The sequence below is a fragment of the Chitinophaga sp. Ak27 genome, assembly GCF_012726295.1.
GTDB lineage: Bacteria > Bacteroidota > Bacteroidia > Chitinophagales > Chitinophagaceae > Chitinophaga.
Genome location: NZ_JABAOB010000011.1, coordinates 146830 through 162692, shown reverse-complemented (window position 1 = coordinate 162692; position 15863 = coordinate 146830). Strand labels below are relative to the sequence as shown.

At 47.5% G+C, this 15863-nt stretch carries 15 protein-coding genes; 5 read left to right on the top strand and 10 right to left on the bottom strand.

What is annotated here, in order from left to right; all coding sequences use genetic code 11:
- Positions 1–42: 42 nt before the first annotated feature.
- The 5 genes from HGH90_RS28580 to HGH90_RS28560 form a co-directional block, all read right to left on the bottom strand.
- On the bottom strand, positions 43–477 hold the full coding sequence (locus HGH90_RS28580) for a hypothetical protein (RefSeq protein ID WP_169192483.1): 435 nt from the start codon (positions 475–477) through the stop codon (positions 43–45).
- 2 nt (positions 478–479) lie between these two features.
- Positions 480–953: a hypothetical protein gene (locus tag HGH90_RS28575; RefSeq protein WP_169192482.1), complete on the bottom strand. Its 474-nt coding sequence runs from the start codon at positions 951–953 to the stop codon at positions 480–482.
- A gap of 165 nt (positions 954–1118) precedes the next feature.
- Positions 1119–1475 (bottom strand): GIY-YIG nuclease family protein, encoded by a 357-nt coding sequence (locus HGH90_RS28570; protein WP_169192481.1) that lies wholly within the window; start codon positions 1473–1475, stop codon positions 1119–1121.
- A gap of 4 nt (positions 1476–1479) precedes the next feature.
- Positions 1480–2070: a TetR/AcrR family transcriptional regulator gene (locus HGH90_RS28565; RefSeq protein ID WP_169192480.1), complete on the bottom strand. Its 591-nt coding sequence runs from the start codon at positions 2068–2070 to the stop codon at positions 1480–1482.
- A 116-nt stretch (positions 2071–2186) separates the two neighbouring features.
- A complete protein-coding gene (locus HGH90_RS28560) occupies positions 2187–5399 on the bottom strand; it encodes an AsmA-like C-terminal region-containing protein (protein WP_169192479.1) in 3213 nt (1070 codons plus the stop codon).
- A gap of 113 nt (positions 5400–5512) precedes the next feature.
- On the opposite strand from HGH90_RS28560, the gene HGH90_RS28555 reads away from it, so the two are divergent.
- Positions 5513–6499, top strand: coding sequence for a glycoside hydrolase family 43 protein (locus HGH90_RS28555; protein ID WP_168765357.1), 987 nt, complete (start codon positions 5513–5515; stop codon positions 6497–6499).
- Positions 6500–6586: 87 nt separating this feature from the next.
- A complete protein-coding gene (locus HGH90_RS28550) occupies positions 6587–9022 on the top strand; it encodes a TonB-dependent receptor (RefSeq protein ID WP_169192478.1) in 2436 nt (811 codons plus the stop codon).
- Here HGH90_RS28550 and HGH90_RS28545 read toward each other — a convergent pair.
- On the bottom strand, positions 9008–10297 hold the full coding sequence (locus tag HGH90_RS28545; RefSeq protein WP_247679941.1) for an MFS transporter: 1290 nt from the start codon (positions 10295–10297) through the stop codon (positions 9008–9010). The genes HGH90_RS28550 and HGH90_RS28545 overlap by 15 nt on opposite strands.
- Positions 10298–10382: 85 nt before the next feature.
- Between HGH90_RS28545 and HGH90_RS28540 the strand changes: the two genes are divergently transcribed.
- Complete coding sequence (locus HGH90_RS28540) at positions 10383–11270, top strand: LysR substrate-binding domain-containing protein (protein ID WP_168765355.1); 888 nt, start codon at positions 10383–10385, stop codon at positions 11268–11270.
- 19 nt (positions 11271–11289) lie between these two features.
- On the opposite strand, the gene HGH90_RS28535 is transcribed toward HGH90_RS28540, so the two are convergent.
- From HGH90_RS28535 to HGH90_RS32030, 4 genes are all read right to left on the bottom strand, one after another.
- Positions 11290–12270 (bottom strand): helix-turn-helix transcriptional regulator, encoded by a 981-nt coding sequence (locus HGH90_RS28535; protein ID WP_168765354.1) that lies wholly within the window; start codon positions 12268–12270, stop codon positions 11290–11292.
- Between the two features lie 32 nt (positions 12271–12302).
- Positions 12303–13397 carry a FecR family protein gene (locus tag HGH90_RS28530; RefSeq protein WP_169192477.1) on the bottom strand — a complete coding sequence of 365 codons (1095 nt, stop codon included), beginning with the start codon at positions 13395–13397 and terminating at the stop codon, positions 12303–12305.
- A gap of 36 nt (positions 13398–13433) precedes the next feature.
- Entirely contained in the window at positions 13434–13997 is a 564-nt protein-coding gene (locus HGH90_RS28525; RefSeq protein ID WP_168765352.1) for an RNA polymerase sigma factor, read from the bottom strand.
- A 163-nt stretch (positions 13998–14160) separates the two neighbouring features.
- A complete protein-coding gene (locus HGH90_RS32030) occupies positions 14161–14283 on the bottom strand; it encodes a hypothetical protein (protein WP_262888614.1) in 123 nt (40 codons plus the stop codon).
- A 67-nt stretch (positions 14284–14350) separates the two neighbouring features.
- On the opposite strand from HGH90_RS32030, the gene HGH90_RS28520 reads away from it, so the two are divergent.
- Positions 14351–14944: a Crp/Fnr family transcriptional regulator gene (locus tag HGH90_RS28520; protein WP_168765351.1), complete on the top strand. Its 594-nt coding sequence runs from the start codon at positions 14351–14353 to the stop codon at positions 14942–14944.
- Positions 14945–15035: 91 nt separating this feature from the next.
- Entirely contained in the window at positions 15036–15818 is a 783-nt protein-coding gene (locus HGH90_RS28515) for a sterol desaturase family protein (protein WP_169192476.1), read from the top strand.
- Positions 15819–15863 lie beyond the last annotated feature (45 nt).

Genomic DNA, 15863 nt, shown 5'->3' with positions numbered 1-15863 from the left:
TTTGGCGGTGTAAAGATACTTACTTAGTAGTAAGTAAGCAAATCAAATTCTTTCCGTCACTAAAATTGCCAGTGACTGGATTGCTTTTCCGGAGAACAACTCCAGCTTCAGTGGGATCTTTTCACCGCTTTTCATTAATAGCGTGAGCCGGTATGCGGTGATCTGCTGACTGGTATACGTCAGCAGTTCAATATCCGCGATATCGCGGTAATAGTAATACGTAGCCTGACGTTGCAGGTTTTGGGTAAGGAAGCATTCGGGGTAAATATCCAGGTAACAAACACTGTTGGATTTGAAAAAGGCATCATAACAATACCAGCCGATCCCTCCCAGGAACAACACCACGAACACCATTTCCGGGATCTCGTAGTTGAGGTTGGGCACCAGGTACCAGTACAAAGTGTACATCACCCCGGCGAAAATAAAGAACAGCAAAATAGAATGATACGGGCGGAAGGAGAAATGCTGCTCTTTCATTTTTACTCATGTGTTGACTGGGCCAGGATCTCAGGTATGATGGAGTCCTTGTAAAATCGTTCCGCTTCTTTGGGTAAACCTGCCAATGGCTCACAATAGATCTTGTTATCCTGTTTGTTTTCGAAACCAGCAAAGGTAAAGTTACCATACTCCGGGAAGTTGAGGTTGAAAGAAAAGTTGGCGTAGGTTTCATTGCGGGTAATTACATAGAAGCGGGTTTTGCTGAATTTTACGCCAATCCGGTGAGGGCCCCGGGCAACCCTGATAGCGCCCGTGGGAAAGATGGTACGTACATCCAGGCTGTCGATGGTGGTAATCTCCAGGTTGTTGCCAGTATACAGTGTAACAGTGCTGTCGCCTTTTGCAAGGCGTCCCAGCTTCTTAATATTGCTACGTCCTTTGATTTCTTTCTGTCCCAGCACAAATAATCCCAGCAGCAGCAAACCGATATAGATGATGTTTCGTAGCAGTTTCATATATACAGATGGTTAGAGTCTGTTGCTAAACTACATACTGCCTGGTATCCGCGGCGGATACAATATATATTCGCGACCAATGGTCTTATATTCGCCCCGTTTGCCCGGATGCGCGTTTTCCCTGTTGGGTTCACCAACATCTGCAGGGAAGCATGTCCCCGCAAGTCAGTTACTTTTTTTATGATAACCCTTCTCGCCGTATGGCGCCAGTTCCAGCATCACCAGCTGCTCCAGGGCCTTAACATCTTTGCGATGGTCAGCCCCTGGCTCGCCCGACTCCTTTAGTACTTCCACGATCTCGTAAAGGAAGCCTTCTTCGCCATATGCCAGCCAGTCGCGCTGTAAGGCTTCGTTGGCATGATTCCCGGATTTTAGCTGTACTCGCAGCGAGTTCCAGGCCCTGCCCAGGTCCATGCTGCTGCCAATAAATATTTTGTTGTTGTGCTTATTACGCAGCTGGTATACGCCTTTCGGGAAGGTCATTTCCTTATATACCTGCTTCAGCGCTTTCTTCGATGACATGGTGTTAACTTTTTAGCTGGCTGTCTATAAAATGAGTGGCTTGTTTTAGAAAGGCGTCATAGCTGCCGGGATGGCGCCTGTTGAGGTAGAGCGTGAGCAGGCCGGTAGAGCCATACAACAAGGCGGCCTTCTTCAGTCCCGCCTCACGGGACGTGAGCATGCGCATGTCTATACAGTAATCCCAGTCCGCGGCGCATAGTTCGTCCAGCAGTGAGGTAATCAATGCGCTGGTATCTCCCTTGCCACTGATATCTGATAATTTCTCCGCAAAAAACAAATCGAATATGCCCGGGTATTGGATGAAGTATTCCATATAAGCCAGGATAATGGCTTTCAGTCGTTTGTTGCCCGGTGTAATGGCCATGGTGCGGCTCTCCACATATTCCCGGCACTCTTCCCGGAAATCCTTTACACAAAGAAATACCAGGTCTTTTACATCTTTGAAATAGTTGTACAAAGTAGCAAAAGAATACCCGGCCCTGTCTGCAATGTTGCGAACACTCACGCTTTTCAGCCCATCGCTTTTCAACAGGTCTTTCGTAGCCGTAATAAAATAGCCTTTCACCCGCTGCTCCTGTATTTCCTTTTTATTCATAATAGTGCAAATATATTGAACAGTGTTCAAAATATAAAACAGTATTAAAGTAAATGGACAAAAAAAAAAGCGCTTCCACCGGAAGCGCTGTATATAGGTGAAGCCATGGTAACTGCTCAGGAAGTGCGTTTCGCTTTTTTCAGGGCTATCTTATATTTATCAGGTGTACCGGAAACATTCAGGCTCATAAAGCGGACCTTCTTGTCTTTATCGCGTACCTCAATGGCATCTACCTGGTCTACATTCACCTCTTCCCGCTTACGGCCAAACAGAGCCTGGAAGCCCACCTGCGTCACCATCTTCATCGGGATGCGGAGGTAATAGTCCATCTGCATATTGAGCGACTGGCTGCCAGAAACCTCTATATACCCCAGGGAAGAATTGATATTCATATTGGGGATCTGCAATACGCCGTTCTTCAGCGTGAGCTGGTTGCGCAGGGTATCAAACCTTACCATGCGGAGGTTCTTGTCCTTGAAATAACCGGCCATGGCCTGCATGGGGCCAAAATCCAGCAGGGTACCATTCACAATGGTAATATTCATCTGCGATTCGGTTTCGCTCAGCACCGGCGTCAGATCCGGGTGCAGGCGTACATTGCTCTTAATATGCCCGCTCAGCGTGCCCTTCAGATTGTTATTCAGTACGAAGTCCTGCCCGAAATTATCGAACTTGATCAGCAATTTGGAGATATCTACATTTTCGAGATAGATACCGTTTTTGAAATACAGTTTCTTCGGATCGCTGGCGTTAAACATGCCCCGCATGGCTACATGCCCGCCGGCAATGTTCATGGCAACAGTGTCTACCTTAATTTTTTTATCTTCCCGCATATGTACATTCGCCAGCAGGTTTTTCATCCATAGCCGCTTATATTTTACTTTTTTGATATCTACCTGCGTTTCAAATTCAGAGAACGGGATGTCGAATACATTGAAGCCGGCTGCATGCAGGGAGTCGTTTTCTCTTACAGTGGTGTGTTTCGCCGGCGCCGTTGTAGCCACAGCGGGCTCGCTGAAATCATAGTTCATCAGCTCATCTACATCCAGCAGGTTGGATTTAAACCGGAAGTAGTTGCTGCGCTTTTGCTTGTTTTTTCCTGGCCCTACAGCATAACGCATGTTCAGATCAAAGTCAGTACGGCCTACTTTGCCGGTCAGCGTATCTATCACAATAAACCGGTTGTTGCCATAGCGTATCCGCCCGTTTACTTTTTCTATACTGATAGGATGCTCCCGCAGGGTGCCGGAAATATTGGCGATATGCGCATCTGCTTTCTTAAATACGGTATCGTATTTAAGGCTCATTTTAGAGCGCAGCCATACGTTGTTTGCCTGCTCGTACCAATATCCCCGGGGAATAAACTGGCGCCCCCGTTGGCTGATCAGGTCATTCACGGCCAGGCGGTCCGACTTAAAGTCAAAAGCAATTTCAGTATTTCCCTTTTTGATGTTATCGAACCAGAGGAGATAGTTATTGAGTCGTCCTTTCAGCGCAAAATTACTGCTGTCGATGTTTCCGCTGAAATTAAACACCCGTAAGCTGGTGTCGCTGATCGTCACCGCGGCGTTGAAGTCGTGTAACGCATGCGGGTATTGCTGAAATGCTGCCTGCAAGTGTGCTATTTTAAAGGTGCCTTTAGGTAGTGGATGGGGATGCAACAGCTCTTTCACCGAGCTTTCAAAAGCCAGTCCCATATTGAGGTTTTTTACTACTTCTTTGGCCAATACCGGGTGGATGGAATCTAGTTTCCACAGTTCACCCAGCTGCAGGCGCCTGCTGGATACGCCAAAGGTAATGGCTACCGGCTTGTTTTGCTGATGGAAGAGGGCTGGCACATCGCTTACAGATGCATGCGCCAGTATATCGGAACTGCCTATACGAAAAGCCACGGAATCTACCTGCAGTCGTCCCTGTTGAATCACCGCATGCACATTCATATTTTGTACCGGTAGGTGGTAACCGGGAATCCTGAACTCCAGATGTTTCACGGTGAGCTCGCTTTGCACGCCTTCTTTCAGCTTTGCCAGGCTTTCTTCGGGAATACGCATATCAACCATTTCCCGGAAGTTCATATTCAGCTTAATTTCTCCACTGATCTGCTCCAGGTCTTTAATTCCCAGGAACTCGCCTACAAATCGCAGGTTCAGCTCAGAATACAACTGCATAATGATTTGCGGGTCGGCGAAGTTCTTCATCACGAAGTTGCCCTTGAATATACCGGTACCCGGGCGGGCATTGAAATTAAGAATATGCAATTCTGATGTTTGAAGGTTATGCGCCGCACCATTGGTATAATATCCCCTGAAGCCCAGCTGATCTACTTTGCGGTCTATTTTTTTATTCTGAAACCACACAGATTCACAGCCGAAATTAGCGGTAATCAACGGAGCTATTCCCTTGCCCACCGGTCCTTTGATAATACCGTCGAAAAAGATACGGCCGTCGTGTTTATATTTCTCCAGTAATACCGCCACGTTCTGCGGTACCAGGGCCAGCAGGAGATTCATGTCGGGCTTGTCGCCCTTCACTTTAAGATCCACAAAGTGCTGGCTCAACAGTCCCTCTAGCTCGAGGGACGCGGCTTCTAACCTGATTTTCCCCGGCGGAATGGTTAACGTTTTCTTTTGCTTATCATAAACGCCGCTTAATGTAAACTGCAACTGCTTATGCCGGAAAAGGCTGGTATCGGTTTTCCCCGTGATGTCCACCATCAGCTTACTATCCATGTTAATAGCGATGCGATTGGCATCCATGGAGAACGCGGTTTTAATTTTATCAATATGGGAGGTAACCTTCCACCCACTGGCATCATCATGATAGGTGACGTCGATATTTTTCAGGATGACCTTTTTCAGATCGAGGTTCAGCGCAGCGGTAGCTGTATCTGTAGAAGCGCTGCTGTTGTCGCTTTTTAATGTATGCGCATCAATAATATCAACAGCGCCATTAGCGTAACGGGCAACATGTACTTTCCCGTTGGCCAGCACGATGATGCGGGCATTGTACCGCTGCTGTAACACATCGGGCAGGCTGAAACCTATGTATAGCCGTTCTACCTGGTACAAAGGAGTCCCATCCATTTTTTTATCTCTGAAAAAACGGACATCGCGTAACGCAATAGAGATATAAGGAAAGGTGCTGAAAGGGGAGATACTGCTGCTGGCTATTACCAGCTCCCCGGGAAGTTGCTTGTTCAATTCTCTGACAGCCATCTGGGTAAGGCGTTCCTGCTGACTGTACAGTATACTTCCAGCTATGGCGATCACCAACAAGAAAATACCGGTGATGATCAGTAATAGCCTGATTATTTTTTTTCCACGCTTCATGTCAATTGCCTTTCTATTGGATAAAAGTATGTAAAAATATATCGGAAATTTATCATCTTTAAAAACGCTATGGAGATTTTATTATTTTTAACGATTCATTTTAATTGTTGTTCATGAAAAGAAGAATTATAGCATTGTTATTATTGGCAGGGAGCGCGGGCATGGCTACAGCACAGCAAAAGAAGCTGGACAAATTATCCGGCAACCCTGTATTTCCCGGTTGGTACGCAGACCCGGAAGGGGTAGTGTTTGGTAAGGAGTACTGGATTTATCCAACATACTCCGCGGCTTACGAAAAGCAGGTATTTTTTGATGCCTTCTCTTCGCCCGACCTGGTTACCTGGACCAAACACCCGCGGATATTGGACACTGCCGCCGTAAAATGGGCTAAAAGAGCCATATGGGCGCCGGCAATTATCCAGAAAAATCAACACTATTATTTGTTCTTCGGCGCTAATGATATCCAAAGTAATGCCGAAATAGGCGGTATCGGTGTAGCAATTGCCGATCATCCTGCGGGGCCATATAAAGACTACCTGGGAAAACCCCTCGTGGATAAGATCATCAACAAAGCCCAGCCCATTGATCAATACGTATTCCACGACAGCGATGGGAAATATTATCTCATCTACGGTGGTTGGGGACATTGTAATATTGCACAGCTGAAAGATGATTTCACCGGCTTTATTCCTTTTGAAGATGGCACTACCTTCCGGGAAATTACGCCGGAGAAATATGTAGAAGGACCAACCATGTTTAAGAAAGATGGTAAATACTATTTCATGTGGTCGGAAGGCGGATGGGGAGGCCCGAACTATTGTGTAGCCTACGCCATTGCCGATTCTCCGATGGGCCCCTTTAAACGCATTGGCAAAATACTGGAGCAGGACCCGGCTATAGCCACAGGGGCAGGGCATCACTCTGTGATCAGTATTCCTGCTGAAAATCGCTGGTATATTGTATACCACCGCCGCCCGCTCACAGAAAAGGCAGCCAATTCACGGGAAACCTGTATCGACCGGATGGAGTTTGATGCCAACGGGTATATCAAACCGGTGAAGATCACTAAAGAAGGAGTGGCGCGCGCTCTAATCCGATAGACAAATTCCTTATCGCGTAAATCATTTTCCCGATACGATAAAGCCGCCGGTCAACCTGGTTATATCTTGCGAAAAAAAAAGCAATATATGATCAGGCAGACCGGCTTCTTAATAATATGGGTAGTACTCCTTTTCATTCCGAAATTCCTCCTCGCGGAAGATGAACATGGCGGATCCATTAAAGGAAAAGTAGTGACCGTAGATGGGAAATCCGCCACAGATGTAGTTATCCGTATCATAGAAACCAATGAGGCTGTTGTGTCAGAAGCAGATGGCACTTTTATATTCGAACATCTCAAGCCCGGCAACTACCATCTCAGCGTTACGCTCATGGGATATCAGCCTATTGAAGAAACAGCGGTGATCAATGCCGGTAAGATAACCCATATCAGGATTCAGCTGGCCATATCCAGCAAGGCCTTGCAGGAAGTGGTGGTTACCGGCAACTACAATAAGCTGGTGCGTGCTTCCAGCGAAGATGTAGCCAAAATGCCGCTGAAGAATATTGAAAACCCGCAGGTATACAGCACCATTACGAAAGACCTGTTGCAGCAACAAGTAGTTTTTTCGGTAGATGATGCCCTGAAGAATGCACCTGGCCTCACCCGCATGTGGGATGCTACCGGCAGGGGAGGCGATGGCGGCGCTTATTACAACCTCCGGGGATTTATTGTGCAGAGTAAACTGCGCAATGGCCTCGCAGGAAATGTGACCGCCCGGATCGACGCTTATAACCTGGAACAGGTGGAAGTGATCAAAGGCCCCTCCGCTACACTGTTTGGCAATGCGCTCACCTCTTACGGCGGATTGATTAATCGTGTTACTAAAAAGCCATATGATCGTTTTGGTGGCGATGTTACCTATTCCATGGGCAGCTACGGCTTTAACCGCATCAGCGCTGACATCAATACACCGCTGGACAAAGAAAAAGATGTGCTGTTCCGCTTAAACGCCGCCTATAACTACGAAGGCAGCTGGCAGGACTACGGCTTTTCCAGGAACCTGGCGCTAGCGCCCAGCCTGTCTTACCGCGTCAATGATCGCTTGTCTTTCTTGTTCGACGCCGAATTTTCCGCCGGGCAAAATACTGGGTTGGGGGTATTTTTCTTCCCGTATATGCAGCCGGTATCCGCGCTGGGCGCCGATCGTGCCGACCAGCTGAAGATCGATTATAAACGCTCTTACGCCAACAGCGACTTGTTTCAGACCGCCCGCAACACTAATATATTCGGGTTCATGAAATATAAAATTTCGGATCAATGGAATATGAGCACCAATATCAGCTCTACCAACAGCTTTTCTAATGGTCCGTCGCCTTACTTCTACCTCTTGTCCGATGCTGCGGCTACCGGGGTTGCCGGGGCAACGGGCAGCAACTATATCTCCCGCAATGACCAGTTTACCGATAACAGCCGCGATGCCATTGTGGAGATACAACATAACTTCAATGGCGATTTCCACATCGGTAGCCTGCGAAATCGCTTTGTAGGCGGATTAGATTATTTCCATCATCATTCCAACCAGTTCTTTGGTGGTAATACTTATGATACGATTCCTTCCCATGGCGATATTCCAGCATATGGTAACTTCAACCGCCGCAATCTGGATACCTTGTATGCCCGGCATGGGTTGTCGTTTACTTTCCCCGTGCGCACCATCAGCAATACATACAGCGCCTACGCATCGGACTTACTTAATATTACCGATAACCTGATGGTATTGGCCGCTCTGCGTATCGATTACTTTGATAATAAAGGCAGCTATAATGAAGTAAAAGGTATTTATGAGGGAAGTTACAACCAGACTTCTTTCTCCCCCAAATTCGGGATCGTATACGAGCCGCTGAAAGACCGGCTGTCCCTGTTCGGTAATTATCAGAACGGATTTACCAACCAGGTGGGCAATGCCGCCAACGGTAAGCCATTTAAGCCGGAACAGGCTAACCAGCTGGAAGGTGGCGTGAAACTGCAATGGTTGAATGGACGGATTAACAGTACCATCAGCTATTACTATATCAAGGTGAAAGATGTACTACGTCCGGACCTGGTCAATCCTAATTTTTCCGTACAGGACGGTACGCAGGTGAGTAAGGGAATTGAGGCGGAAGTAATAGCCAATCCTTTACAGGGATTGAATATCGTAGCCGGATTTGCCTATAATGATGCGAAATACGAAGCCGCTGCCAAGGAGGTAGAGGGACTTCGTCCTGGTACCGCGGGAGCGCCCACAGTGGCCAACCTATGGATCAGCTACCGCTTGTCTGCCGGCGCTGCAAAAGGGCTGGGAGCGGGTTTTGGCGGCAACTATGCCAGCGATAATAAGGTGCTGAATGATAGAACGGTAGGAACTTTCATACTGCCGGCTTACACGGTATTAAATGCCAGCGTGTTTTATGATCAGCCCCGTTTCCGGGTAGCGTTGAAAATGGACAATCTTGCAAATCAACGTTATTGGATTGGTTATACCACGGTAAATCCGCAGAAGCTCAGAAGTGTTACCGGCAGCCTGTCATTTAAGTTTTAAGGAAGGCGTTGTTATGCCAGCACCATCTTGTACCGGGTACAGGGTGGTGCTGATTTTTTTACGGTAATTAACAAATACCACGGTGGCTACGGCGCCGGCCAAACCTGCTACGAATACGGTCAGCCGGGGACCTATCAGGTGGGATAATAACCCTGTTAATAAACTACCCACGGGGATAATGCCCTGGAAGGCCATGATATAGTAGCTGATGGCCCTGGCGCGCATGGAAGGAATAGCGTGGGTTTGTATATAAGTATTGATACTGGCTGTTTGTGCCATCATACCCACACCAGAAAGCGCCATGAACAGGAGCGCCAGCGGCAGCCAGCCGGAAAAGGCCAGCAGCAGTACGCTGAGCGAAAAGATCAAACTGGCAGTGATCAGGATCTTTATGAGATCTTTATTAGGCTTCAGTTTGGCCATGTAAATGGCGGAAGCAATGGAACCCAGTCCCGCAGCGCTCTCAAACCAACTGAAAGTTTTGGCATCTCCGTTAAAAATATCTTTGGCAAATACCGGCATCAGGGTATTGAAGGGAATGACCAGCAGGCTGCTGGCACAAAGCATCAGCAATAGCGAGGATAAGTCTTTATCGCCTGCAATATAATCAAAACCTTCCCGTAGTTCGGTCCATATGCTCCGTTCGGATTTTACAATGACCGGCAGGGTGATTTTCATCATCCACAAGGAAATCAATACAGGAACATAACTGAGGAAGTTGCTGAGAAAACAGAAGTCCTCTCCGAAGGCGCTGAGTATAATGCCCGCCAGCGCGGGGCCGGCAATACGGGCGAAGTTGGACATGGTGGAATTGAGCGCAATCGCGTTGGGAAGGTCTTCCCGCTGCTCCACCATTTCCACCATCAGCGATTGGCGGCAGGTTACATCAAAGGCGTTGATAATGCCCTGTACGAGCGACAGGAAGATAATGCCTGGAATATTATAATATTTGAGTAAGATCATACCGGCCAGGGCGCCTGCCTGCAACATCGAAATCACCTGGGTGATGACCAGTACCCGGTAGCGGTTATGCCGGTCGATGTAACTGCCCGCATAAGGCGATAAAAAAAGGGAAGGGATCAGGCTTACAAAGCTTACAACTCCCAGCAATACTGCCGAGTTGGTGAGCCGGTATACCAGCCAGCATACCGCCGTTTTTTGCATCCAGGTACCTATAAGGGAGATTGATTGTCCGTAGAAGAAGAGCCGGAAATTCCGGGATTTTAAAGCACGAAAAGCATCCATTATTCCATACTGTTTAAGATCGTTAGTCATATAATCCGGTGCAAATTTCGCAAAGTTGGATATATTTGCTAAATAGATTGTTTTAATGATATTGATTGATAAAACCGATTGATGTATGGAATTAAGGCAACTGAATTATTTTGTAAAAGCCGCGGAGTTGTCCCATTTTACTGAAGCTGCCGCTGCCCTGTACATCACGCAGTCGACTTTGTCGCAGCAAATCCGACAACTGGAAAATGAGCTGGGCATACCGCTATTTGATCGTATAGGCAAGCATGTTAGTCTTACCGAGGCCGGGAGCGTATTCCTCTTACATGCCCGGCAAATACTGCTGGAGGTGGAAAAGGGTAAGCAGGCGATACAGGATTTACAGCACCTGCTGAGCGGCGATTTACGTATAGGCGTTACCTATGCCTTCACCTCTTTTCTATTGCCAGCCCTGGCTACTTTCCCGGTACAGTATCCTGGTATCCGCATGTATGTAGAGTATGGCACTACGCAGTCGCTGGAGGCTAAGCTAAGGGCGTCGGAACTGGACCTGGTGCTGGCGTTCCATCAGGAGGCATTTAATAAAGACCTGGAAATGCTGGAGTTGTTCCGCTCCAGGATGGTAGTGGCAGTTTCGCGTAAGAATAAGCTGGCCTCCCTGAAAAAGATACCGCTGCAGCGGCTTACAGGGATGGACCTCATTTTTCCGTCACGCGGCTTCAGCGCGCGGGATTCGCTGGACGAGGTATTGCAGAAGAATAATATTCAGCCGGCCGTGCGTATTGAAATGAACGACGTGCATTCCATTCTGTCGCTGGTGGAAAAGGGGCATTGGGCCACCTTGCTGAATGAGCGGGCATTGCTGGGCTGGAAAAACCTGGTGGCAATTCCTATTGAGGGCAGGGAGCTGCAACGCCGTGCCTACATCATCTGGCAGAAAGGTACCTACCGGAAGAAGGCGGCCGACTTATTCATGCAAGAGCTGCTAAAGGCGCTGCCGGATATGGAGAAATAAACGGCGGCCACAGGAAACGTTACTGGGCGATCCGGAGGTCGGCGATAACGCAGCGGTAATATTTTCCAAAGGCCTTTGCCATTTCTTCCCAGCTATTGTATTGGCTTATAGCAGCAATATGCGTCAGTGAATGATTGGTTTCCGCAATCATTTTAAAGAGGCAGGCCATTTTCTCCTGTTCAATGAGTTGCTCCACGGTAACCAGGAATTGTTGTTCAAATGGCGCTTCCAGGAACTCAGGCACTACCTTAAAGCGTTGGCAAAGGGCTTCTTTACTCACAGCTTCCAATGGATGCTGCTGTACGAAGGTGGCGATCTCCGTCAACTGCTGCTGATAGCTTTCTTCCAGCATAATGGGCGGCCTGTTTTGAAGAAAATGGAGATAGGTGAGATAAAAATCGAGTGCATTCCGTTCAAGGAAAATATCGGAAGCCTTTCCAATATACTTGCAATTGCAAATCCGCTGCATCACCTGGTAGCTGGTAAGATTTAGCTGGAACGGGCGGTTATGCGACGGTTTCCTGGTTTCTTCCAGGCCTATGGCGTCAATGATTTTAAATGCGGGGAATAGCGCCGACATTTTTTTGAGAGAGTAGCGATTGAAGTTTACATGGAAGCTGAAGATAAATTCTTTCTCATCGACTGGCATTTCTGGTGCGCCCGGTGCCGCTTTCACTGTTTTTTTCCTGAGCCGCATACGCATGGGCATAGCGGGATTGTTTTCAGTAAACCCTGATACATGGGCGGGCAGTGCATAATCGTATGGAAGTACCGTATCTAGTTGTACACCCTCTTCCAGGTGAATAAAATGGTAATAGATGGCCCAGTCCTCTGATTCCAGGATCTGTTGGTCGATCACTATACCGTTTTCGTCAACATCAGTAAAGCATTTGGCGTTGGGCACCAGTAAGGGATGTACATAGCTGGGTATATGTTCATAAGTGGTATACCTGGTATCGCCACGGACGATTCTCAGTTCTTTGGTTGCAGATTGTTGCATGTGGAATGGTTAATATATATTGAGAGTTTCGGTTACTTAAAGTGTAGGGTACTATCTGCGGTAAAATAGTAATCGGTGCCGGTGGTGGCTTTGATACCTTCCAGGAAAAAGCTCATGGAGGTACTCTTGTCCAGCAGGCCGGTAAATGTCCGCGACGCCAGTTCGGGTTTGTCCAGCACGGCTTTTACACCATACCAGCGGAAAACGGACTGGCAAATTTCGTCGAGGTGTGTATTTGAAAAACAATACAATCCTTTTTGCCAGCTCAATTCTACGGTGGCATTAAAAGGTTGGGTATCAAGCGTGGCTGCCTGCTTGTTGAAAATGGCTTGCTGACCGGGCTTCATTGTCACTGTTTTCTTGCCGGCTTTCATCCTTACCTTTCCGTCTACCAGTGATACTTTTACCATGCTGCTGTCGTAGCTGTTGATATTAAAGCTGGTACCCAGTACTTCTACCGTACTGTTGGGCAGGTGTACCAGGAAAGGATGGTTGGGTTGTCGTGCTATTTTAAGATAAGCCTCACCGTTGAGGGTAATTTCCCGGCCGTGCTCCGTTGTGGAAAAGGTGAAATCCATGCGGGTAGAGGCATTTAGATTCACCGCCGAACCGTCGGGTAACGCTACTTCATAGCTTTTACCCGGGGGAACGATCAGGGTATTTATTCCTTCCGGGAGCTGGCTGGCGGCGTTGAGGAACAAGGTGTTGTTTTTATTCGGAATGGAATGGCCGCCGATAATGATGGCGCCAGGTGACTGGCTGAGGTTGATAGTAGGTTGCCCGGCTACCTGTAATAGTACATCTGTATTGATTTTAGCGACAGGAGTGGTTTTTGGGGGAAACAGGAAGTTCCATTTCCAGGCGGTGAGCGATACCAGCGCCAATACCGCGGCGGCAGCTGCCCAGGGCAGCATCCTGCGATAGATAGACTTCCTGGGTTTGAAATCAATGATTTCTATCCAGGGATCGGGGGGAGGCGGCACCTGGATGGCGGAAAGCTGTATCCATTTTTCGCGTACTTCCGGATCCGATTCGATCAGATCCTCCAACCATTGGTCATCTGTTGCGGAAATAAGGCCCGCAATCTTCTCTGTCATTAACTTGTATATTTCTTCTGCGCTGTTCATGTACACTATTAACCGATTTTTAAATGGCACGGGGTATTAAAAAAAGAGGATTTTTTTTAAAGAAGCCCGTAACGTTTTCAGCGCGTTAGCGACTTGTTTTTTCACTGTTTCTTCGCTGGTGGCCATCTCCGCGGCTATTTCCTTGCGGGTTTTATGTTCCTGGTACGCGAGCCGGAAAGCCATGGACTGGCGTTCAGGCAGGCGACTGATGGCTGATTCCAGCTGCTCCCGCAATTCATTGTTCTCCAAACCATTGGATGGGGGCGTATAAGTATCTGACAGAAAAATATCTTTTAATCTCTTTTTCCGGGTGGCATCTTTGGCAATCTTATTCAGGCAGCGGTTCCGTATGCTGACAAATAAAAAGTTCCGCAGTGAGCTGGTGGTGTTCAGATCAATCCGCATCCCCAGCCCTTTCTGCCAGAAGTCCACAAACAGGTCCTGTACCAGCTCCTGTGCTTCTGCCTCATTTTTTATGATAGAGTAAGCCGCTACGTACAGCCAATGCCGGTAGGTAGTATAAAAGTGCTGAAAAGCTTCAAGACTGCCCGTCTTCAGTTGTGCAAGCAATTCATCATTATCGTTGATAGATGCACTCATGATGGGATTTAGTTGATAATAGTAACAACGGCGGTAGGTTCCCCAGAAGACAACTGCTTTGGTAACAATGCATTAATATGCCTATTGGTATATTCGGTTCAATCAATGAGACGGATTTCCATTTTTGCCCGTGATTTGTTAATAATTTGTTATTCAGGAGAATCTAATACCCCTCTCCGGCATTTTGCAACAGAAAATCGTTCAATTGGAATTTACCAGGTGCCATTTGTACAATAGTACCAAATGTTTTGATAAAATGCGCCTGATCATAAAAACCGTCCTCCATGCCCGGGACGCTTTGAAATGAATAATAAAACTTACATTAGCGGTTTGCCTACGGGGTATGGAATAACATGAGTGTATCGATCAGTAGTTTACAGCAATTGCTATTTGAGCTGTCGGGAGTATTACCGGCAGATTCCTCGCCTTTATTTGCCGTTACCCGGCAGGTAAAGCTGCATGCGAACGAAACCTATATCCGCGAGGGAGATCAGGACCGGCGGCTGGCCTATATTGAAAAGGGTATTATGCGTGCCTATACGCTAAAGCAAAATGGCGACGAGGCCACGTTGTTCCTGCGCTGGGAAAAGCAGTTTATCGCTTCTCATGATACGATTATCCACCGGAAGCCGTCCCGGTTTGTGTACCGGGCCCTGGAAGACGTAACCCTGCTGGAAATTGACTACGATGTACTGGAAGCTGTCATGAAAGTGTATCCCCAGTTTGAGCCGTTGCGTAATTTTTTCCTGATGCGCATGCTGTCGGAATCGCTCGCGATGATGGAAGCGTTTGTAACGCTCTCGCCAGAAGAACGCTACCGTAACCTGCTGGCCGAACGCTTCGATGTGGTGAACCGGGTGCCCGACAAGTATATTGCCTCTATGCTGGGCATTACGCCGGTTTCGTTGAGCCGTATCCGTAAGCGCATGCTGGAGAAGGGAAAATAGGAAATTAACTTTTGTTATCGCCGGAAATTAACCTTTGTAAACCTCTGCTGCCGCTGCCTTGCGCTATTTTTGGAGATAAATACACAAGGCGATGAAATCAATTATTGAAGCAGGCATCCGGGTTTTCAGCATGTCGGCCCTTCGGTACTTTTTATTGGCGGGCATTCCTTTCACTTTATTTTATTTGTTGATGCCTGCCCGGTTCAACCGGTTTAAGATCCAGTTGAAGCAGGCCACCAAAAAGGACTTTCTGCGCGAAATCTGGTATTCTATGCAGAGTACGCTCGTATTCACGATCATTACCGTGATACTACTCTTCACGCCGGTGAGAAAATTTACGCTCGTTTATGATCACCTCAACGATTTCCCGCTATGGTATATAGGAGTGAGCCTGGTGGCCAGCCTCATTTTGCATGATACCTATTTTTATTGGATGCACCGGTTGCTGCACCACAAGCAATTGTTTAAACGGACACACCTGGTACACCATGAAAGTACCAACCCCTCTCCATGGACGTCCTATAGTTTTCATGTGCTGGAAGCGATAGCAGAAGGCGGTATACTGGTGTTAATCGTTAGTGTAATGCCCATGCATCCCTTAACGGTATTGCTGTTTACCATTTCCGGTTTTATCATCAATGTATATGGTCACCTGGGATATGAGTTAATGCCGGAAAACTTCCGCCATACCTGGTGGTTTGAAGTGCTGAATACTTCTGTACACCACAATCTGCATCACAAAAAATTCAAGGGCAATTACGGTTTATACTTCCGGGTATGGGACCGCATCATGGGGACGGAGCATCCGGACTATGTAAAGGAATACGACCTGGTGCAGGCCAGGCGTTTCGGTCCTCAGACAGTAAAGGCTTAGCATAAAAAAATCCACCGCAGCATCCGGTGGATTTTTTTTATAGCA